The 20,222-nt window shown below is 69.6% G+C and carries 14 protein-coding genes and 7 pseudogenes; 13 read left to right on the forward strand and 8 right to left on the reverse strand.

All coding sequences use genetic code 11. From position 1 onward, the window contains the following. Nucleotides 1–324 precede the first annotated feature (324 nt). Nucleotides 325–1,296, reverse strand: coding sequence for an expansin EXLX1 family cellulose-binding protein (locus AWZ10_RS24955; RefSeq protein ID WP_060892077.1), 972 nt, complete (start codon nt 1,294–1,296; stop codon nt 325–327). A gap of 266 nt (nt 1,297–1,562) precedes the next feature. Here AWZ10_RS24955 and AWZ10_RS24960 point away from each other — a divergent pair, with 266 nt between their 5' ends. Then, nucleotides 1,563–2,303 (forward strand): SDR family NAD(P)-dependent oxidoreductase, encoded by a 741-nt coding sequence (locus tag AWZ10_RS24960; protein ID WP_060892078.1) that lies wholly within the window; start codon nt 1,563–1,565, stop codon nt 2,301–2,303. Nucleotides 2,304–2,388: 85 nt separating this feature from the next. On the opposite strand, the gene AWZ10_RS24965 is transcribed toward AWZ10_RS24960, so the two are convergent. The 3 genes and pseudogenes from AWZ10_RS24965 to AWZ10_RS48040 all read right to left on the reverse strand — a co-directional run. Next, nucleotides 2,389–2,997, reverse strand: a complete 609-nt coding sequence (locus AWZ10_RS24965; protein WP_060892079.1) for a chloramphenicol phosphotransferase CPT family protein — start codon at nt 2,995–2,997, stop codon at nt 2,389–2,391. Further along, nucleotides 2,994–3,173: a hypothetical protein gene (locus AWZ10_RS24970; RefSeq protein WP_046703871.1), complete on the reverse strand. Its 180-nt coding sequence runs from the start codon at nt 3,171–3,173 to the stop codon at nt 2,994–2,996. Before AWZ10_RS24970 ends, AWZ10_RS24965 begins: the two co-directional genes overlap by 4 nt. Before the next feature lie 1,365 nt (nt 3,174–4,538). After that, a pseudogene (locus tag AWZ10_RS48040) lies at nt 4,539–4,679 on the reverse strand (undecaprenyl-diphosphatase); the annotation flags it as partial. A gap of 63 nt (nt 4,680–4,742) precedes the next feature. Here AWZ10_RS48040 and AWZ10_RS51580 point away from each other — a divergent pair. The 4 genes and pseudogenes from AWZ10_RS51580 to AWZ10_RS55775 form a co-directional block, all read left to right on the forward strand. Continuing rightward, nucleotides 4,743–5,168 carry a hypothetical protein gene (locus AWZ10_RS51580; protein ID WP_143673463.1) on the forward strand — a complete coding sequence of 142 codons (426 nt, stop codon included), beginning with the start codon at nt 4,743–4,745 and terminating at the stop codon, nt 5,166–5,168. A 233-nt stretch (nt 5,169–5,401) separates the two neighbouring features. Then, on the forward strand, nt 5,402–6,985 hold the full coding sequence (locus tag AWZ10_RS24980; protein ID WP_237311092.1) for an ATP-binding protein: 1,584 nt from the start codon (nt 5,402–5,404) through the stop codon (nt 6,983–6,985). A 109-nt stretch (nt 6,986–7,094) separates the two neighbouring features. Then, a complete protein-coding gene (locus AWZ10_RS24985) occupies nt 7,095–7,955 on the forward strand; it encodes a restriction system modified-DNA reader domain-containing protein (RefSeq protein WP_006378819.1) in 861 nt (286 codons plus the stop codon). 6 nt (nt 7,956–7,961) lie between these two features. After that, nucleotides 7,962–8,204: pseudogene (locus AWZ10_RS55775) on the forward strand (ArsR family transcriptional regulator); the annotation flags it as partial. 1,682 nt (nt 8,205–9,886) lie between these two features. Here AWZ10_RS55775 and AWZ10_RS24990 read toward each other — a convergent pair. The 3 genes from AWZ10_RS24990 to AWZ10_RS25000 form a co-directional block, all read right to left on the reverse strand. Continuing rightward, complete coding sequence (locus AWZ10_RS24990) at nt 9,887–10,096, reverse strand: hypothetical protein (RefSeq protein ID WP_143673346.1); 210 nt, start codon at nt 10,094–10,096, stop codon at nt 9,887–9,889. 266 nt (nt 10,097–10,362) lie between these two features. After that, nucleotides 10,363–11,466 carry a sensor histidine kinase gene (locus AWZ10_RS24995; RefSeq protein ID WP_010358252.1) on the reverse strand — a complete coding sequence of 368 codons (1,104 nt, stop codon included), beginning with the start codon at nt 11,464–11,466 and terminating at the stop codon, nt 10,363–10,365. Further along, nucleotides 11,460–12,188, reverse strand: coding sequence for a response regulator transcription factor (locus AWZ10_RS25000; RefSeq protein ID WP_006378898.1), 729 nt, complete (start codon nt 12,186–12,188; stop codon nt 11,460–11,462). Before AWZ10_RS25000 ends, AWZ10_RS24995 begins: the two co-directional genes overlap by 7 nt. 242 nt (nt 12,189–12,430) lie before the next feature. Here AWZ10_RS25000 and AWZ10_RS25005 point away from each other — a divergent pair, with 242 nt between their 5' ends. The 5 genes and pseudogenes from AWZ10_RS25005 to AWZ10_RS25020 all read left to right on the forward strand — a co-directional run. Beyond that, a complete protein-coding gene (locus AWZ10_RS25005) occupies nt 12,431–14,701 on the forward strand; it encodes an MMPL family transporter (RefSeq protein WP_006379207.1) in 2,271 nt (756 codons plus the stop codon). Nucleotides 14,702–14,881: 180 nt separating this feature from the next. Next, nucleotides 14,882–15,474: pseudogene (locus AWZ10_RS48055) on the forward strand (lactate utilisation protein LutB domain-containing protein); the annotation flags it as partial. Further along, nucleotides 15,471–16,109, forward strand: a pseudogene (locus AWZ10_RS25010) (LutC/YkgG family protein). The pseudogenes AWZ10_RS48055 and AWZ10_RS25010, both read left to right, overlap by 4 nt. Before the next feature lie 243 nt (nt 16,110–16,352). Further along, a pseudogene (locus AWZ10_RS25015) lies at nt 16,353–16,805 on the forward strand (acetaldehyde dehydrogenase (acetylating)); the annotation flags it as partial. Next, nucleotides 16,802–17,077, forward strand: a pseudogene (locus AWZ10_RS25020) (4-hydroxy-2-oxovalerate aldolase); the annotation flags it as partial. The pseudogenes AWZ10_RS25015 and AWZ10_RS25020, both read left to right, overlap by 4 nt. Before the next feature lie 52 nt (nt 17,078–17,129). Here AWZ10_RS25020 and AWZ10_RS48060 read toward each other — a convergent pair. Then, a pseudogene (locus AWZ10_RS48060) lies at nt 17,130–17,518 on the reverse strand (DUF302 domain-containing protein); the annotation flags it as partial. A gap of 196 nt (nt 17,519–17,714) precedes the next feature. Here AWZ10_RS48060 and AWZ10_RS25025 point away from each other — a divergent pair. The 3 genes from AWZ10_RS25025 to AWZ10_RS25035 are packed head-to-tail and all read left to right on the forward strand — an operon-like array spanning nt 17,715 to nt 20,220. Next, nucleotides 17,715–19,079: an MBL fold metallo-hydrolase gene (locus tag AWZ10_RS25025; protein WP_006378722.1), complete on the forward strand. Its 1,365-nt coding sequence runs from the start codon at nt 17,715–17,717 to the stop codon at nt 19,077–19,079. Between the two features lie 35 nt (nt 19,080–19,114). Then, a complete protein-coding gene (locus tag AWZ10_RS25030) occupies nt 19,115–19,480 on the forward strand; it encodes a rhodanese-like domain-containing protein (protein WP_010358255.1) in 366 nt (121 codons plus the stop codon). After that, nucleotides 19,477–20,220 (forward strand): sulfite exporter TauE/SafE family protein, encoded by a 744-nt coding sequence (locus AWZ10_RS25035; RefSeq protein ID WP_006378575.1) that lies wholly within the window; start codon nt 19,477–19,479, stop codon nt 20,218–20,220. Before AWZ10_RS25030 ends, AWZ10_RS25035 begins: the two co-directional genes overlap by 4 nt. Nucleotides 20,221–20,222 lie beyond the last annotated feature (2 nt).

The following is a 20,222-nucleotide window of genomic DNA, read 5'->3' on the forward strand; positions in this document are numbered from 1 at the left end:
TCGGTGTCGGCGGCGGCGCCCGCCGCCGGAGCGAGGAGCAGGCCACCCAGGCAGGACGCGCCGAGCAGGGCGGCGAGCGACAGGCGCAGACGGAGACGGAGGCGGAGGTGGGAACGAGGGCCCGTACGGGTACGGGTACGGGTGTGGGGGCGGGAAGCGGGCGCGGGCGTGAGTGGCATGAGGGTCCCGGGAAGATCGGCGAGCAGGGCACCCTCAGCATTGGCCGGACCGCGGTCAGGCGCGCGCGAGCTTGCTCTATCCGGCCGATCGGCTTCGCGAGCTGTTCTCGGCGGTGCGGACGGGTGGTGCGGACGGGCGGCGCGGTCAGCGTGCCGTGAACTGCACCCCGGTCGCCTGTACGACGTCCGGCCGCACCGCGATGCCGTCGACGGTCAGCTGCTCCCCGTAGATGTCGGTGATCCTGAGCGCGCCGCCGCACCCGCCGCCCTGCTCGGAGAGGAAGTAGTTGTACTCGGTACGGGGCAGCCGGGCCCAGCCGCCGCCGTCGCGGACCTCCAGCCGTGCCACCGGGTTCCGGTGCCCGATCACCTGGATGCCGCACCAGTACTGGCTGGACCCGGTCTTGTACCGGATCGACAGCGGGTCGGACGTGCCGGGGCTCAGCAGACTCCAGGTGATCGGGATCTGGCCGCGCGAGGGGGCGGCGAGCTTGGCGAAGGCCTGTGCGCTGAGGTCGAGCTGGCCGGGCTTGCAGGGCGCCGGGCACTCGTTGGTGATCCGGACCGTCACGGCGGCGCCGCCCGCCGCTCGGACGCGCACGTACGCCCCGCAGGCCTTGGAGACCTCGTAGTCGGTGGTGTTCATCGCCGCGGTCATCACGTCGTCGCTCGGGCCGTACGAGCAGGTGCCGCCCTCGCCCGTACCGGCGTCGTAGAAGGTGGCGACCCCCTCGTGCTCGACCCCGGGCCGTATCCGCCCCGCCAGCTGTGCCGAGGAGGGCCCGGCCTGCCGGGTGACGGCTGGCGACGGCCGGGTCGACCCGGTGGTCGGGGTCGCCGACGGGGTGGTCGTCGAGGCCGACGGGGACGGGGACTTCGAGGGCGTGACGGAGGGCTTCCGCTCCGGTGCCCCGGAGGACGCGCCGGTCGCCCGGGGAGTGGTCACGGCGGGGGTCGCCCCGACCTTTCCGGCGGCTTCGGCGCCGGTCTCGCGGTCGGGGCCGAAGGCGATGACGAGCGACGCGGCGAGCCCGACGGCCGCCACGGCGACGACGGATATGAGGGCGGTGCGCCGCTTGGGCCGGCGGGAGGAGGAGCGGTGGGGACGGGCTGCCACGTTCAAGTCCTTCGGGTCCGTGCGTGGTTCGGGTCCGGGCGTGGTTCGGAAAAGGAGTGATCCTGGAGGAGGCGCGATTCTGGAGAAAGCGTGATTCATGTGGGGCTCGTGCGGAAGGAGCTTCCCACTCATGGGTTGCCGCCGGGGCCGGAATGGTTGCCCTCGACGTGATGCGCCGACCGGGCTGCGATCGTAGGATGATCGATCGCCGAGTTCGTCGGTGGCCGCACACCGGGTGCGTCATGTTCGCTGTCAGGGAGGTCGGGATGTCACGTCCGGTCACGGTGGTCACGGGTGGGAGCCGGGGGATCGGTGCCGCGACCTGCCTGCGGCTCGCGTCGGACGGTCACGACGTGGTCGTGGGGTACGTGAACGACGGGGCGGCCGCCGAGTGGATCGCGACGGGAGTACGGGCGAACGGGGCGCGCTGTGTCACGGTCAGGGCGGACACCTCGGTGGAGGCCGACGTGGACCGGCTGTTCGAGACGGCGGCGGACCGGCTCGGGCCGGTGACGGGGCTGGTCAACAACGCGGGGGTGACGGGCCCGTTCGGGAGACTGGTGGACACCGGCACGGATGTGCTGCGCCGGGTGGTCGAGGTCAACCTCCTCGGCGTGCTGCTGTGTTCGCGCCGGGCGGCCGAGGTGATGGCGGCCCGGGGAAGCGGCGTCATCGTGAACGTGTCCTCGGCGGCGGCCACGCTGGGCAGCCCCGGCGAGTACGTCCACTACGCGGCGACCAAGGCCGCGGTCGACGCGCTGACGACGGGACTCGCGAAGGAACTCGGCCCGGACGGCATCCGAGTCAACGCGGTCGCGCCCGGGGTGATCGACACCGAGATCCACGCGCGGATGGGTGACCCGGAACGCCCCGACCGCATCGCCGCCTCCATCCCCCTCCGCCGCCCCGGCCGCGCCGACGAGATCGCCTCGGCCATCGCCTGGCTCATGTCCCCGGAGGCGTCGTACACGACGGGAGCGGTGCTGCGGGTGTCGGGGGGCCGGTGAAGCGCCGTGGGAGGTCGGGTTGTCGGCGGGCCGCCGGTCGGGTCTGGTTGCTCGCGCAGTTCCCCGCGCCGCTTCGGAGGCGCGTTCAGTTGGCCGGTGGCTTGGATCCTCGCCGTTTGTCGAGCAGCCGCTGGAACGCGGTCGGCGTGGGCCGGTCGGCGATGAACTCCTTGATGCGCGTGGCGCATCGGAGCGGATCCGCCCGGCTGGTGTCGCACTCGATGTCGTAGAGCCCGTGTGCGTGCACCTGCCCCGACTGCCGCACGGCCAGCCCCGTCGGCCGGTCGCCCCGGTCCCGCTCGCGTCGTTCGAGCTCGGCGCGGGGGCAGTGCACGCCCACGAACACGACGTCCTGCGGCACGAAGAGATCGAGGCAGTCCCGCAGCCGCCATTCCGCGCTCAGGACGTGGTCCATGACGACGTTGTTGCCCGCGGCCGCCATCCCGGCGATCGCGCGGTGGTAGCCCCGCCAGGTGTCGTGGAGCACGGTGGCGAGCCGTTCGGGGGACATCTCCCGGCGGGTCCGCATGGCGTGGAACGCGTCGACCGGGATGTGGAAGGAGGGCTCGTCGAGGATGTTCAGCAGCTCCACAGCGATGCTCGACTTGCCCGAACTGGACGTGCCGTTGAGGAAGATGATCAGGCCGCCCGGGTGGTGGGCCTGCTCGTCGGCGTCTCGCCCCACAGCGGTCACGCGGCCTCGGTGATGTCTCCGCGTATCGCAGCGGCCCACTCCGCGACCAACAGCTCGTACTCCGCCCGCTCCTGCGCCGACAGCGACCCACCGGCGTGCTGCCACAGCGCTCGGATCCGGTCGTTCAAGTCGGCGGCGGACCGCACGGAACCACGGGAAAGGTGCTCGGGGGACATGCGGACAAGAGTAGGCGCCATCACTGACGGTGCGCTACCGCTCGGCTACGGATGCCGTATGTGGTTGGTCACTGAGGGGAGTTGGGGAGGAGCGGGCAGTTCGGACCGGGTCCGGCTCAGCCCGCCGACTCCCCCGCGTGGGGGCTCGGTACGCCCATGGACACCAGGACGACGATGACAATGACGATGCCGATGCTCTGTGTTCCGGTACGGACGTCTCGTCGCTGTTCGGACTTGAATGGGCTCGGCGCCCTCCCTGACCAAGCTCAGTAGTCCGGCCTGTCAGGATCGTATGGATCGGGAAAATACTCCCGCACCGAGGCGTTATGTGGTGGAGTGAACTGAGCGTTGTGCTGTTCCGCAGCCCGTTCGGCATCCCTTGAGTTGTCGTAGACGGTGCCGAGTGGGGCCTCGCCTTCATCCGGGCAATAGGCTTCCCAGGTAGTTCGGTGAGCGCGGCGGCGTTCTGTCTCCGATTTATGCATGTGAGGCCTCCCCATCATTGGGCCGTCCTTCTTGCGCTCCCGTCCATCGCACGTTGGACAGTTGATTGTTCCATGAAGTATTGACTGCTTGTTCGTCTCGTAATCGCTGAATAGTGCGCAGTCGGTGACGGAGATGCGGTGCGGCGTTAATCTCTGTTGATCTGTCGCATTAAGATTTGTCGCGGCCCGACTCGCGTATATTCGCAAATCCCTCCCTTTTCAGGCTATGACCGGTGCTGCGCACGGGCAACTCAAAGTGCCCCGGACAGTAGCGGCTATTATCCTGCACCAGCCTTGCCACGACAGCCTCGATAGGCGCCCCTGCTAACCCCCGGCATCCGCCGGAAGATCCCGCACGGGAGAACAACACGCGGCACCCCTTCCGACACCCCGCTGGCCACCCGCGCGGCGGGAACGATCCTGGGCCGACGCCGCAACGCCCCCGATCTACGCCATCGCGGGTGGCAGCGGCGACGGCGAAGGCGGCTCCCGATCAGGGGCCGGCGGGCAAGCCGGATCTGACGGTCAAGGCCGGTCCGGCCAGGGCGGAGAGGGCTCCGCCGGCCAGGGCTCCGGCCAGGACGGACAACGTTGCGGACAGGACTCCGGGGCGTCCGGATCAGGCTCCGGAGACGGCGGCGACATCACCGACCGGACGGCGCGCGCCCGTCAGTGGGAGAAGCACGCCGAGGCGGGCAAGCCGCAGCCATCTGCACCCCCAGAGTTGGGTGGAGCGGCCAGGGCGAGGGATGGGCCAACCCCCAGGTGGTCCCGCCTGGTCCCTGCACGACAACGAGAGAGCCCCCGAGGAGTCAACCTCGGGGGCTCTTTGGTTACCGCAACCCAACCGCTGGCCGGAACCAGCCGAACCGGCCCACCGTCACCCGGACGATTCGGCCGCGTGGGGGCTCAGTACACCCATGCTGACCAGCACAATGATGACGATGCCGAGCGCGATGCGGTACCAGACGAACGGCATGAAGCTCTTGGTGGAGATGAACTTCATACACAAGTTTATGACGACTTTGCTCCACCCGACTTGACCTGCGGTTTTCCACCACTTTCAAGATCGAATGTGAGAGCAGTGGGAGACGGCACCTTCCAGTGCTCTCCTTCGCTGGCCACGAAACGCAGCCACCTGGTGTGCAGCGAACCTGCAGTCTCCGGTTTGCAGCGAACCTGCAATCTCCTGCTCCATGGCCAGGGCAACGTGCGAGTAGAGACCATCCACGCCGGCGACCTCGCGGCCCATGCGCTTCTCCACGGCGATGCGACTGTGTCGATCTTCGTCCAGCCACTCCTTGCCGCCGTGACGAAGCAGGTACAGCCGCTTTCCGGCGTACGCGGTTGCGGGGAACTGGCCCCTGACCCGCGGCCAAACTGTCCGACAAGGCCCTGGCCGCAGTGCGTGCCCCGGTCGCTCAACAGCCCGGATGAGATTTTCGGCAAGGGCAGGATGCATGAGACCGACTGGGACGATGAGGACGACAACGTGCCCCGGATGAGCTGATCGGCAAGCGAAGATCTGTGCGGCAGTGACCTGCATGCCCTGGCGGTCGCCGGAGGCGCTCCAGCGGTCACCGCACCCCAGCGGGCGCCGGCCGCGTTTCTGCGTCTGCCCGCCGGGTGATCCCGTACCGGGGCACCGCTGCTCTGGCACTCGTGCCCGTACGGGGCGGTGTAGCCGGTGGTCGGGTGCACGGTCGCCTCAGGTTGTCGGTGCCGTCGGCTAGCGTGCGAGGTATGCGCTACTTCAATACGGCCGGGCCGTGCGTCCCCACGCGTCACTACATGGTGCCGGCCCAGGAGCGGCTGCCCAGGGCCCGCGGGTACATCGAGCAGGGCCAGTACTTCGTGGTGCACGCGCCGCGGCAGACCGGGAAGACGACGGTGCTGGCGGCGATGGCCCGGGAACTGACGGCCTCGGGCCGGTACGCGGCGCTGCACTTCTCGTGCGAGAGCGCGGAGGTGGCCGGGGAGGACTACGGCCAGGCCGAGTTGCTGGTGCTGGAGGCGATTCGGCGGTCCGCGGAGTCCGCTGGGCTTCCTGATGAGCTCGCGCCCCCCGCCTCCTGGCCCGACGCGGTGCCCGGGTCCCGGCTCACGCGGGGGCTGACTGAGTGGGTGCGGAGCTGTCCGCGTCCGCTGGTGCTGTTCTTCGACGAGATCGACGCGCTGCGGGGGGAAGGCCTGCGCAGTGTGCTGCGCCAGTTGCGCGATGGCTTCACTGTCAGCCGTGGCGGCTTCCCGCATGCGGTGGTGCTGTGCGGGCTGCGGGATGTGCGTGACTACAAGGCGGCCTCGGGCGGGGATCCGGGGCGCCTTGGTACGTCGAGTCCGTTCAACATCAAGGTGGCGTCGCTGCGGTTGGGCGACTTCACCGCGGCCGAGGTCGCCGAGCTGTACGGGCAGCACACCACGCAGACGGGCCAGGATTTCACGGTGGATGCGCTGGAGCGTGCCTTCGGCTTTACCCAGGGACAGCCGTGGCTGGTCAACGCGCTGGCCCGGGAGGTCGTCGAGGAGATGGGGGTGCCGTCGGACACGCCGATCACGGCCGAGCACATGGAGGAGGCGAAGGAGCGGCTGATCCTGGCGCGTGCGACGCATCTGGACTCGCTGGCCGCCAGGTTGGGCGAGGACCGGGTGCGGCGGGTGATCCAGCCGGTGATCGCGGGCGAGCTGCTCCTGCCGACGGACACGTACGACGACGATCTGGCGTACGTGCGCGACCTGGGGCTGGTCGCTCCGGACGCGCCGGTGCGGGTGGCCAATCCGATCTACCAGGAGGTCATTGTCCGGGTCCTGGGAAACAACACGGAGGGCCAGGTCGTCGCCGCCCCGAGCAGCTTCCGGCTGCCGGACGACCGGATCGACATGGACAAGCTGCTGTGCTCCTTCGCCGAGTTCTGGCGGGAGAACGGCGAGATCCTGGCCACCGCCTCGACCTACCCGGAGGCCGCGGCACAGCTGGTGATGATGGCCTACCTGCACCGGATCGTGAACGGGGCGGGTTTCATCGACCGGGAGTACGGGATCGGCCGGCGGCGCGTGGACCTGCTGATTCGCCAGCCGTACACCGCTGCCGACGGTTCGCGGGCGGTGCAGCGCGAGGCGCTGGAGCTGAAGGTGTGGCGCCAGGGCCGCACCGACCCCCTCGCCGAGGGGCTGGCACAGTTGGACGACTACCTGGACCGCATGGAGCTGTCCACGGGCACCCTCGTCGTCTTCGACACCCGCCCGCAAGCAGCCACGGTCCACGAGCGCACCGCCTTCTCGCAGCAGACCACGCCCTCCGGGCGCACCGTCACCCTGCTGCGCGCCTGACGGCCGGGAGTCAGCCAGGAGCGCCCCCGGATCTTCCTCCCGTGGCCGTGTTCCCGGAGCAGCACGGGTTCGGTGCGGGAGCCGAGATCTTCGGTGCCCAGTACGCGACGTGCCCGGCCACCCGGGTCACTGGTGGCTGGCCTGCGACGTGTCGAACTACGGCATCGCCTGCAGACACTGCAACAGCGGCGGAGCCCGCTACAACGGTGTCCGGGAAGGCCGCGCCAAGGGCAGCCAGTTCCCGGTCATAGGCGGTACCCGCGCCCGCGCATCAGCCGATGACCTGGACCGCGAACAGCCGCTGCTCCCAGCCCACCACAGCGACCCCGACCTGCTCGGCTTCGACAGCGCCGGCTACGCCCGGCGCAGCAGCACCCCCTACTCGCAGGCCGAAGCGAAACGCGGCCTGTGCCGCGCCGACGAAACCATACGGATCCTCGCGCTCAACGACTCCCACCTCGTCCCGCTCCGCAGCCGCCTCATGCGGGCGGTCACCGTACTCGCCCGCTACGGGGACGATCCCGCCATCCAGCAGCTGATCGACGACAAGGTGGGGCCCAAGGCGCCATACAGCTCAGCAGCCGCCATGGCCCTGGCCCTGCAGCGCGCCTGCGACCGGCCCGCTGCCGCGCCCACGCCGGCCGCAACGACGCCCACACCCACCGTCGACCCGGAACGCTCCCGAGTCGACCTGCAAGACCTGCTGGAACATCTGGACCCGGACGACCTGAAGGCCGGCATCACCTTCACGGGCCGGCACGAGAAGAAGGTCCACCAGGCGGTCCTGAACCACGAGGGCCAGATCAACGTCCTGGGCCGCCCCTGGCGCACCCCGACCACCGCCGCCAGGGCCGCGACCGGCAGCAACAAGATCGACGGCTGGGATTTCTGGCGTCTGACCATCGCCGGTGTGGAGCAGACCCTCGCCGAGTTCCGCGCCACGCACTTCCCGCCACCCGCACCGGTGTGACAGGGCGGAACTGTCCGCCTCGCCGGCGACGGTCTCCTGCTGATCCCTTCGGTCTTCGTCGGGAATATCGCCGCCCACCTGGAAGACCCCTGGCCCAGGACCTTGATCTACCCTGCCCGCGGCACCGCCGCCCTGCGGGGCGAACAAAAGACCGTCCCTCAACCGGACGCGCTGACCGCTCTGGTCGGCCGGGCCCGAGCCCGGCTGCTGGTGGCGCTGGACGCCCCGGCCAGTACCCGGCGTATAGCCTGACTCGTCTGCCGCCCCGTATTTCCGCAGGTCAGAGGCTATGTTTAATTGATAAACAAACACTTGGGGTCGAATCCGGGTCGAATTCGGGTTCGCGTATTGTCGTTCCCGTCCCACCGACATGCGGCAGATGCGGTCATTCCGGGCGATGAAGGTGGTCCGGCATCGGTCTGTAGTGGACATCCAGGCGCCGGACAGGTTCACAAGTACATGTACGAGGTGTCTTCTTGTCGACCAGCTCGGGCTGAACTCGATCACCGGTGGGGCGCCCTGCGGCAGGCCCTGGAAGTGATCACTGCGAGAGCGTCTCGTTGATCGCTCCCGCCAAGAACCACTGGTTTCCAGCAAAAGCGGTGATGTGCGGCATGGCAGTTCCCGTCTCTGTCGGCGGGGCTCCGTCGCCCCGCGTGCCGTGGTTGGAAACAGGGTTGTGAGGCTTGCATCGGCTCGGCAAGACGTCTTCTGTCAGGCGGAAGGACTTCCGTAAAGGGGCTGGTCAGAGCCCTGTTCTGTCAGCCCCCTAGTCGCCAGAGTGGAGCGCCGGGTGGTGCTGCTGTTCGGTTCGCGCTCGGGGGAGCCGGAGGTGGCGCCGGCGGGTGCGACTACTCGCTACGTGGCGCTAATCGCCCAAAAATGTCCACTTAGTTTCAATTGTGAGACTCCTCTGTCGGTGGATGCTCGGTACAGCGGCAAGAATCAGCATCACTGCAGGTCAACTACTGTTCGTTTTGGAGTCTGGGGCCCTCGGGGCGAATCCGGGTCGAATCCGCACCGTTTTCGGTTGTGGAGCGTATTGCCGCTGGTCAGGGTGGTGCGAGGTCGTGTACTGATTCGCCTTGCGGCTGGGGGTGGCGCGGCGAGCAGTAGGGCCGATGAGCCGCTGACGGGGCACTGAGTGGCGGTGGTCGTCTGCCAGGGGCGGGGGGCTGGCCAGCGGATTCTTCGCTGCTGGTGGCGGTCGCCTTTCGTGATCACGGCCTGCGGAAATGTCTTCAGGCGGGACGGCTGATGCGTGCCGGCCCGGGATTGATGGTTCCTGGCCGAGACCGACCTGCCGGGCGTGTCAGGGGCCGTCCAGGAGCCGCGCGGTGGTCGGGCCATGTGGCACAGGCCCCGCCGCCTCGCGCGGCAGCCGGTGCTCTCGCGCTATCCGGTACACCCCCACAACTGCCATTCCTTGGCGCCGATATCAGCGCAGTCTCGGTCGGCTCGCGGGCACCAATGCCGAACTGGAGCTCTTGGTACCTCGGAGAGTTCATGGATCCGCGAGGACCCTTGAGTGACGCTCATGTACGTCCGGCTCATGGCAAGGTAGTTGGGGGAGTTCACATCTTCTGTGTCCAGATCGGCACTGCCGCGCGTGACAGACGCCCGTGCGCCCGCGGCGAACGGGGCAGTCTTGGAAGCCCGCTTCAGGGGGCGACACACCTGGGGCACTGTGGAGGCGGCCGAGCAGGGCCGGTCGACGGAATTCACCTCGCGGTACGAGGTGAATGGCATCCTGACTGGCGCCAGTGACGACATCTCGGGCGGTCTTTCCGCGTACGACGAAAGGCCAGGCCGACAGTGCGGTTGCCGCCCTCTCGGATCCGGCCCAGCGCGGGGTCACCAACGCAACCCGTCGAGTAACCTGAGCACCCGGTGCTCGACCTGGTACAGCTCGTGGGCGAATTGCCGGTGGCTCAGCAGTAGTTCGTGTCCATGGCGCGGGACTCTGCCACGATGAAGGGCAACCACGAACTGACGGTCACGGCCCTCGTCTCGTCGAACACCGCCGCCGAGGTTGTCCTGCCCGGCGACAGCGACGGCGTCGAGGTGGGCTCGGGCCGCCACACCTGGACGGTTCCGTTCGACGCCGACCCCGCCGAACGAACGCCCCTGTCGGTGGACATGAGCATGGACGACCTGCTGGACCGCGAAGAGGCGGCCCGTGCCTTCAAGGAACTGATGACCGCATACGTCCCGGAGGCCGCCGCCTTCATCGAGGGCGGCTCAGGGGCTCCACAGGCACTACGGTCCGGGCCATCGCCGGGATGCTGCCCGGTGGCGACAGCTTCCTCGCTGACCTGGAGAAGAAGTTCGCGGCCTTGGACGGCCGTGTCCGACAGACGGGTCTGCCCGCTCGTCACGAGCGGGCCCCCGGGACAGGCCGCCGAAGTCAGCATTCAGCGCGATCTGCCGACGAGCGCGGCAGTGTGTCCCGATCGACCGATACCGACCCGGTGCGGGACGCGGGCAGAAGGACGTCCACCCGCGTGCCACGGCCGGGGACGCTGTCCAGACGGATCCTGCCGTGGTGCAGGTCCGTGATCGCCGCCACGATAGCCAGTCCCAGCCCGCTGCCTCCGTCGACACGGCTGCGGCCCTTGTCGGCGCGATAGAACCGGTCGAAGACGTGGGTGAGCGACTCATGGGGGATACCCGGGCCGAAGTCCTCCACCCGTAGCATCACCTCGTCGCCCGACGTGCTCAGAGTGACCCGACAGGGAACATCCGGTGCCGTGTGCATACGGACGTTGCCGAGCAGATTGCTGAGCAGGCTCCGCAACTGGGCCTCGTCCCCGCTGACTGTCACGTCGGGCTCGATGTACGCCCCGGTCGGCCGTGACGGCTCCACTGCCCTGGCGTCGCGGCAGCAGTCGCGTACGAGCCCGCTCAGGTCAACCGGCTCAAGACTTGCCTCGTCCTGCTCGTCGAACCGGGCAAGCCCGAGGAGCGACTCGACCAGCCGTGTCATGCGATGGATCTCGGAGAGCATCCGCTCCACCGCCTCGTTCACCGCGGCCCGGTCCGGCAGCGCCCCGCTCTGGTACAACTCGGCGTAGCCGCGCAGGGATTGGAGCGGCGTGCGCAGTTCGTGCGAGGCGTCCGCCACGAACTGACGCATCCGCTCCTCGGACTGCTCGCGGGCGGTGAGCGCGGCCTGGATCTGGTCGAGCATCCCGTTCAAGGCGTCCGCGAGGCGTCCGACCTCCGTGGTGGGTGCTGAGGCGGCTACGGTCAACCGCTGGGCGAAGTCGCCGGCGGCGATGGTGTCGGCCGTGTCCGCAGCCCGCTCCAGCGGGCGCAGTTCCCGCCGTACGACAGTAGTGCTCACCAGGGCCACACCGGTCAGCCCTGCCAGTTCCACGAGCACGATCACGGCCGGATCGCCGCTGAGAATCCAGCTGAGTGCCGTGGCTGCCATGGCGCCGGCGCACAGCACCGTGACGACCATGCTCAGGCGCGCGCGAAGCGGCGACCGGCGCAACCGCTTCAGCATCCCGGCTCCCGGATGGCGTAGCCGATGCCCCGCTGGGTGTGGATCAAGGGTGGACCGAGCGCGTCGAGTTTGCGGCGCAGGTAGCTGATATACGTGGCGACCACGGTGTCGTCGCCGTTGAAGTCGTACGACCAGACGTGTTCGAGGAGTTGGGCCCGGGGCACGATCCGACCGCTGTGCAGCATCAGGTAGCGCAGCAGCCGGAACTCGGTCGGGGAGAGACCGATCGCAGTGCCGCCGCGGCGTACGGAGTGGGTGGCCGGGTCGAGTTCGAGGTCGGCGACCCGCAGGACGGAGCTCTCGTGCTCGGGTCTGCGGGTGCGGCGCAGCACAGCACCGATCCGGGCGGCCACCTCGTCGAGACCGAACGGTTTGGTGACGTAGTCGTCACCACCCGCTGCGAGTGCCTTGACCAGGTCCTTACGTGTGTCACGTGCGGTGAGGAAGACAACCGCGTGCGGGAGGCCGTCGGCGCGCAACCGCCGCATGACCTCGATGCCGTCGCCGTCCGGGAGCATGATGTCCAGCAGGATGAGCTCGGGAAGGTGGTCGCGGGCCTCGGCAAGGGCTTCCTTCACCGTGGCGGCCGTCCGGACCTCGTAGCCGATGAACCGCAGGAAACGGCCGACGGTGTCCAGGATCGCCGGCTCGTCGTCGACGACGAGCAATCGCCCGAGCGGTGGCTCGGACTCCGCCACGGCTGCGGCGTTCTCGTCGGGCATGCGCGTCAACCCTTTCCTCAGTGCCGCGGGACCCTGCCCGCCTTCGGTGCTCAATTGATCGTCTCCGACCCGCGTGGCGCGTTCCATGGGAGTTGTGTGTGAACAGCGGTCCCGAAGGGCCGTTTCGCGGAGTGTGGCCCGGAGGCGTTCCTACGGTGGATAAGGCAGGCCTCGGCGACTGGCGTCCTCCACCGGTCGGGGCACTGCTCATTTCCCATTCCCCGGCCATCGGGAGTCTTCGCGTGTCCACCCTGCTGTACCGCCTGGGCCGTTTCGCCTACCGGCGGAAATGGTCCGTCATCGGCGCTTGGTCCGTACTGCTGCTCGTCGCGGTCCTGGCGGCCCTCGGCCTGATGAAGCCGTTCACCACCTCGACGACCATCCCGGGTACCGAGGCCCAGCGCACGCTCGACGTCGTGCAGGCAGAGTTCCCCAGCGACCAGTCCCACCTCACCGGAAGGATCGTCTTTCGGGCCCCACGCGGTGAGACCCTCACGACCGGCGACGTGGCCCGCATCGTACGGCGAACGGTCGATGAGGCGGCGGATGTTCTGGGCGTCAGGTCGGTCACCGCACCCTCCGCGTCGTCGGGGACGGTCTCGGCCGACGGCCGGACGGGCATCGCCGCACTGACCTTCACCACCGACAAGACCGGCACCCTTTCCGAGGCGACCACCAACGGCGTCGAGCGACTCGTGGCCGAGGCACGTCGCGAGGGGCTGACCGGGGAGATCGGCGGAGACGCCTTCTCCAAGGTCGAGGTCAAGGTGATGGGCCCCGGGGAAGCCGTGGGCGTGCTCATCGCCCTGGGCATTCTGGTCTTCGTCTTCCGCTCCCTGCGTGCCGCGGTCATTCCCGTCGCGACCGCGCTCGTCGGGGTTGCCGTGGGTGTGCTCGGCCTGCTGAGTCTGACCAGCGTCGTCACGATGGACAGCACCTCGGTGATCCTCGCCGTGATGCTGGGCCTGGCCGTGGGCATCGACTACGCCCTGTTCATCGTCTCCAGGCACCAGACCCAGGTCAGGGCGGGCATGGAACCAGAGGAGTCGGCCGGCCTGGCGACCGGGACGGCCGGTGGAGCGGTCGTCTTCGCCGGCGCGACCGTCGTCATCGCACTGGCCGCGCTCTCCGTGGTGAACATCCCGTTCCTTACCGTCATGGGACTGGGTGCTGCGGCGACGGTCGTCGTCTCCGTGTCGATCGCCGTCACACTGCTGCCGGCCGTACTCGGCCTGATGGGACGGAACATCGCCACCAGCACGGTCCCCGTCCTGCGTCGTTCCGTCGAGCGCGCCCCCGTCTCGGCACGTCAGCCCGCAGGGCAGCGTTGGGCGGCCATGGTGGCCCGCCGCCGGTGGAGCGTCTTGCTCGTCTCTCTGGTGGGCCTGGGCGTCCTCGCTGTCCCTGCGGCGGATCTCCGACTGGGGCTCGGCGGCACGCAGGATCCCGACACCTCCGCGGGCAGGGCACAGAAGCTCGTGGACGACGGATTCGGCCCCGGCTACAGCGGCACGCTGGTCGTGCTGGTACAGGGTGAAAGGACGGAGGTCGTCCCGGCCGCCGAGCGCATGGCCGGTGTGGTGCGGGACCTGCCTGGGGTGGCCTCCGTGACCCCCGCGGTCCGTGCCGAGTCCGGTCATGCGGCACTGCTCAGCGTCACATCCACCGGTGGCCCGGAGACCGAGACGACCAAGCGGGTCCTGGCAGAGATACGGAACGCCCGAGGCGCCGTGGAGAAGAACAGCGGCACCGAGATCAATGTCACCGGCACCACCGCCGTCAACATCGACGTGGCGAACAAGCTCTCCTCCGCCCTGCCCGTGTACTGCCTGCTGGTGATGGGCCTGGCGCTCCTCCTCCTCGTCGTGGTGTTCCGCGCCCTCGCCGTCCCGCTCAAGGCGGCCCTGGGGTTCCTGCTGTCCCTCGGTGCTTCGCTGGGCGCGCTGGTGGCGGTGTTCCAGTGGGGCTGGCTCTCCGACCTGCTCGGCATCAAGACCACCGGCCCGGTCCTGAGTTTCCTGCCGATGCTGCTGGTGGGCATCCTCTTCGGCCTCGCTATGGACTACGAGGTCTTTCTCGTCTCCCGGATGCGGGAGGAGTACGCCCATGGGCTGCCGCCGGTCGAGGCGATGGTCCGCGGATTCGGGCACGGCGCGAAGGTCGTGATCGCTGCCGCGCTGATCATGATCGCGGTGTTCGGGTCGTTCGTCTTCGCCGACATGCAGGTCATCAAAGGCATGGGCTTTGCGCTCGGCGTCGGCGTGCTCCTGGACGCGTTCGTTGTCCGGATGACGCTTGTCCCCGCCGTGATGGCGGTCCTGGGCCGTAAGGCATGGTGGCTGCCCCGGTTCCTGCACCGAGCGCTGCCGGACATGGACATCGAGGGGGAGCGACTGACGAGCAGGCTGACGCAGGCGTCCGGGCCGGCGGGATGGGATCGGGCGGCACGGCAGCCGCGCGACGCCGACCGGGCGGCAGCCCCGGTGAGCGGCGCGGGTGCACGACGGTACTGAGGAGCCCATCGGCGTGTGGGCGGCGCCAGGAGTTGACCGCACGCCGATCTGGAAGTGGTCCACATCAGAAAACTATCAACGTTCGGGATTCGAGTATGCCTGTCTCCTGCAGGGGGTGATCCGCGCGGGCGTTGGACCCGGTTCCTGTTGAGCGTGCCGATTCTTCGAAGTCGGCCGCTTCGCTCCGATTCCGTCGCCGACGAGGTCGGCCGCCAGGCCCTGCACTGCATCTGCTGCTCGGCCTGTCTCAACGTCTGCCCGGTCTACGAGTGGGCCTGCGGCCACGCTTCCGGCCACGCCTGCGGCTCGGTCTAACCGGGCCCGATCGGTGCGATCCTCAGCCCCCAACTGCGCGGCACGGAAAGCGAGATCGACGCCCCGCTGCCGTACGCCTCCTCGCTGTGCGGGGCCTGCTACAAGGTCTGCCCGGTCGCCATCGACATCCCCGAGGTGCTGGTGCATCTGCGGGAACGGGTCGTTCAGGGCGGGCTGGTGGTCCGCGAGGGCAACAAGGTGGTGCTCAAGCCCGCCAAGGGGCACGCGGCCGAGCGGGCGGCGATGCGGGCGGCCCGCTGGGCGTTCGCCCGCCCCGGTGTCCTGCGCACCGGACAGCGGCCGACCTCGCGCACCCGGCGGCTGCATCCGCGTTCGCTTCCGGGGCCGGGCAGGCCTGGAGCGGTACCCGGGATCTTCCGGCCCTACCCGTGGAGCCGTTCCGCGACTGGTGGCCGCGGACCGACGGCGGCCGCTCGGAGAAGGGGGGCTCGAAGTGAGCAGCAGGGAGCGGATCCTGGGCCGGGTGCGGCGCGCGCTGTCCGATGTCTCGGGCGAGGACGCTCCGATCGAGCGGACGTATCTGCGGGAGCACGGGGACCGCGGCGTCGAGGAGACGGCGGACCTCCTGGCCGAGAACCTCGCCGACTACCGGGCGATCGTGCACCACTGCACCGCAGCGGACCTGCCCGCGACGCTCGCCGGGATGCCGGCGGCGCGGGGTTCCAGACGGTCCTGGTGCCGTCGGGGCTGGAGCAGTCCTGGCTCGCGGACGCCGACGCCGAGCAGGTCCCGGACCGGGCCGAGCACCCCGCACGAGCTGGACCGGATCGACAGTGTGGTGACGGCGTGCGCGGTGGCCGTCGCCGAGTCCGGCACCGTCGTCCTCGACGGCTCCCCCGGCCAGGGCCGCCGCCGCATCACGCTCATGCCCGACCAGCGCATCTGCGTCGTACGGGTCCCGGACCAGGTCGTCTCCGCGGTGCCGCAGGGCCTCGAACGCCTCGAACCGGTAAGTCCGTTGACGTGGATCTCCGGTTCTTCAGCGACCAGCGACGTCGGGCTGGACCGGGTCGAGGGGGTGCACGGTTCGCGCACCCTGGAAGTGATCCCGGTGAACAGGAATGGCGAGTAGGAAATGCTCGCATCGGGCTCTGCTCACCTCCTGCGGTAGGAAAGCAGGATCGTCTGAGGTCCGTGGAGAACGACGATCTGAGAGCCGTGCTGCCGCGGAACGGAGCCCTTCTGTGCATCCGTGCCAGTTCGTCCGCCAGGCTCGGTCCGAGGGCGTCCAGCCGGACTCGTGCGCTTGGAGGCTGATGCGGGAACATCAGCCGTGCCTCCGCCACGGCTCGCTCACCCAAAGTCGCGAGCAGGCCGCGCCTTCGTGCGATCCGAGACCACGACGACCGCCGGAGCGATCGAGAAGGTCGGCGGCGCACAGCGCGGCAAGGCGATCATCGTCCTGAACCCCGCCGAGCCGCCGCTGATCATGCGTGACACGGTCTTCGTCCTGGTCGACGCCCCCGACCCGGCCGCCTGGTCCGATATCCGGCAGAGCATCGAGAAGATGGTGGCCGACGTGGCGGCCTACGTCCCGGGGTATCGGCTCAAACAGCAGACGCAGATCACCGAGATCCCCGGCGACCAGCCACTGGACACCCTGCTCGAAGCCGGCACCCGGCGCCCCACCCATCAGGTGTCGGTGTTCCTGGAGGTCGAGGGCGCCGCACACTATCTGCCCGCCTACGCAGGCAACCTCGACATCATGACCGCGGCGGGACTCCAAGTCGCCGAGCGGATCGCCGCAGCGAAGGCGGACAGCCGATGACCACGCAGATCTACGTCCAGGACGTCACCCTCCGGGACGGCATGCACGCCGTTCGCCACCGCATCAGCCCTGTCGATGTCGCCCGCATCGTGACAGCGCTCGACGAGGCCGGCGTGGACGCGATCGAGATCGCACACGGCGACGGTCTGGCGGGCAGTTCGGTCAACTACGGGCCCGGCTCGCACACCGACTGGGAGTGGATCGAGACCGCGGCCTCCGTACTGAAACGGGCCCGGCTCACCACTCTCCTGCTGCCAGGCGTGGGCACGATCCGCGCACCGCGTGCCGGGGTCGGCCAGATGCCGAACCGGGGAGAGGGCAGGTGGCGGCCAGGGCGCTGAGCGCGGCGTCGAGTCGGGCGGTGGCTTCGTCGGCGACGGGCTTGAGGGCGTCCAGGCCGGTGAGGTGACCATGGTGTCCGGGTCGAGGGCCTGGACGAGCGTGTGGTCGCCGTCGCGGCGGACGACGACGTTGCAGGGCAGGAGCAGGCCGATGGAGCGGTAGGCCTCCAGGGCGTGGTGGGCGAGCGGCGGGTTGCAGGCGCCCAGGATTAGGTAGTTCTCCATGTCGTGGCCGAGCTTGGCCTTCAGCGTGGCCTGGACGTCGATCTCGGTGAGGATGCCGAACCCCTGGTCGGCCAAGGCCTGGCGGACGGCGGCGGTGGCGGCGTCGAAGTCGGTGACGGCCAGTCGGACGGTGCGGTCGTAGGACACGGTGCGCTGCTCCTTCGGTGAGGCGGAAAACCCGGTTCCTTGATACCCCGCCGGGTACCCGGCGCAGCGGACGCAATGCCGCACCCGGAGATATGGGGGACGTCCAGGACCACAGGAATACCCCCCGGGGTACCCCTGTTAGGGTAGGTGCCGAATACCCCCCGGGGTACACCGTTCTTGTGGAGGAGCCGCAGTCGTGTTCTTCGTCGACACTCTTGAGTTCGAGGGTCTGGGCAACCGCAGCTACCTGGCCGGCGGGGCCGCTGCCGCGGTGGTTATCGATCCGCCGCGCGACATCGACCAGGTGATCGCCGCCGCCGCCAGGCGCGGGGTGCGCATCGCGTACGTGGCGGAGACCCACGTGCACAACGACTACGTCACCGGTGGCCTGGAGTTGGCCCGCGTCACCGGCGCCTCCTATCTGGTGCCGGCCGCGGCGCACGTGTCCTTCGCCCGCACCCCGGTCGCCGATGGCGACACCGTGGACGTGGACGCGGGTCTGGTCCTGCGTGCGATCGCCACGCCCGGGCACACCCCGCACCACACCTCCTACGTCCTGGAGCAGGACGGGCGCGGCGTGGCGGCGTTCACCGGCGGATCGCTGCTGATCGGTACGGTGGGCCGCCCTGACCTGGTGGAGCCTCGGCTGACGGAGCAGCTGGCCCGGGCCCAGCACGCCTCCGCCCACCGCCTGACCGCCGAGCTGGACGACGAGGTGCCGGTGCTGCCCACCCACGGGTTCGGCAGCTTCTGCTCCTCCGCCCAGGCCGAGGGGGACGCGACCACGATCGGCAAGGAACGCACCAGCAACGACGCGCTCACCCTGGACGTGGACACCTTCGTTCAGCGGATGCTCGCCGGGCTGGAGGACGTGCCCGCCTACTACGCGCACATGGGCCCGGCCAACGCCGCCGGCCCCGCCCCCGTCGACCTCACCCCGCCGAGGCGTGCGGATGCAGGCGAAATCTCCTCCCGGCTGGCCGCCGGTGAGTGGGTGGTGGACCTGCGCAGCCGCATGGCCTTCGCCGAGGGGCACGTGGCCGGCTCGTTCAACTTCGAGGGCGAGGGCAAGCTCGCCACCTACCTGGCCTGGCTGATCCCCTGGGGCAAGCCCGTCACCCTGCTCGCCGACACCCCGGAGCAGATCAGCGCCGCGCAGCGGGAACTCGCGCGGGTAGGCATCGACCGCCCGGCCGCCGCCGCCACCGGCGACCCGGCCGGCTGGGTCCATGAGGGCGAGAGGCTCGCTTCTTTCCCGCGTGCCCGCTTCGCCGACCTTGCCCAGGTGCGCGAGCGCGGCGACGAGGTGGTCGTCCTGGATGTGCGCCGGGACTCGGAGCGCGTAGGCGGCTACATCGACGGCTCGGTCCACATCCCGATCCACGAGCTGCACGGCCGTATCGGCGAGGTGCCGGACGGGACGGTGTGGGTGCACTGCGCCGGCGGGATGCGCGCGGCGATCGCCGCCTCCCTCCTCGATGCCGCCGGCCGCAAGGTGGTCGCCGTCGACGACGCCTTCGACGCCGCGGCGGATGCCGGGCTGCCCCTGGCCTCCGCCTGAGTTCGGCCGATCTCCCGCAAGGAAGGAAGCGTGTGATGTTCCTCTTTCGCCGAAACGGGCCCCGTGTCACGGTCGACGAGGCACACAGCCGTACCAGCGGCGACCGGCCTGACGCCGTCCTGCTGGACGTCCGCGAGAAGCCCGAATGGAACTCGGGCCACGCCCCGGGCGCCATCCACGTACCGCTGACGAACCTGGTCGCCGGCGCCATCCTGCCCGCCGAGGCGCAGGGCCGTCCGCTGGTGGTGATCTGCCGCAGTGGACACCGCTCCCAGCAGGCCGCGAAGCTCCTCACCGACCGCGGAGCGCAGGTGGTGGACGTCGAGGGCGGTATGAACGCGTGGGCCGCCGCCGGGCACCCGGTCGTCGACGAACGCGGGAACAGCGGCCGGATAGCGTGACCGTACTCGTTCTCGCCCTCATCGCCGGGGCCGTCATCGGTCTCGCGCTCGGGGCCCTCGGCGGCGGTGGCAGCGTCCTTGCCGTACCGGCACTGATCTATCTGCTCGGCTTCACCCCGGCCGCCGCCACCACCGCCAGCCTGATCATCGTCACCGCCACCTCCGCCACCGCCCTGTACGCCCACGCCCGCGGCGGGAACGTGGCATGGAAGACAGGGGCGTTGTTCGCTGCGGCGGGCATCGTCCCCGCCTTTCTCGCCGGAGCTGTTGCAGGGCGCCTGCCCGAAGCGGTGCTGACGGCGGCGTTCGCGGTCATCGCCGCGCTGGCGGCTCTGCGTATGTTGCGTCCGTCCGCGTCCGGGCCGCCGGACCGGATCCGTCCCGGCAGGGCGGCTGGCGCCGGTGCCGGACTCGGCGCCGTGACGGGCTTTCTGGGGGTCGGCGGGGGATTCCTCGCCGTGCCCGCCCTGGTGGGCGTCCTGGGACTGGCCATGCGGCGGGCGGTGGGCACCAGCCTGCTCGTCATCACGGTGAACTCCCTCGCCGCGCTCGCCGCTCGCACCGGCACCGGTGGCGGGCTCCACTGGGAGGTCATCGGCCCCTTCACCGGAGCCGCGATCCTCGGAGCCTGGGACGGCAAACGCCTCGCGACGAAGATCTCCGGCACCACTCTTCAGAGAGTTTTCGCCGGCGTACTGCTGGCAGTGGCGGCCTTCATGCTCGTTGACGTGATCGTCTGAAC

The organism is Streptomyces europaeiscabiei (genome assembly GCF_001550375.1).
Lineage (GTDB): Bacteria > Actinomycetota > Actinomycetes > Streptomycetales > Streptomycetaceae > Streptomyces > Streptomyces europaeiscabiei.

Excerpts from the sequence above, each read along its gene's own strand:
- AWZ10_RS24990 (WP_143673346.1), bottom strand. The coding sequence starts at position 10,096 with ATGTCCACCGACAGGGGCGTTCGTTCGGCGGGGTCGGCGTCGAACGGA.
- AWZ10_RS25000 (WP_006378898.1), bottom strand. The coding sequence starts at position 12,188 with ATGCCCGACGAGAACGCCGCAGCCGTGGCGGAGTCCGAGCCACCGCTC.
- AWZ10_RS24970 (WP_046703871.1), bottom strand. The coding sequence starts at position 3,173 with ATGTCCCCCGAGCACCTTTCCCGTGGTTCCGTGCGGTCCGCCGCCGAC.
- AWZ10_RS24980 (WP_237311092.1), top strand. The coding sequence starts at position 5,402 with ATGCGCTACTTCAATACGGCCGGGCCGTGCGTCCCCACGCGTCACTAC.
- AWZ10_RS24995 (WP_010358252.1), bottom strand. The coding sequence starts at position 11,466 with ATGCTGAAGCGGTTGCGCCGGTCGCCGCTTCGCGCGCGCCTGAGCATG.
- AWZ10_RS24960 (WP_060892078.1), top strand. The coding sequence starts at position 1,563 with ATGTCACGTCCGGTCACGGTGGTCACGGGTGGGAGCCGGGGGATCGGT.
- AWZ10_RS25030 (WP_010358255.1), top strand. The coding sequence starts at position 19,115 with ATGTTCCTCTTTCGCCGAAACGGGCCCCGTGTCACGGTCGACGAGGCA.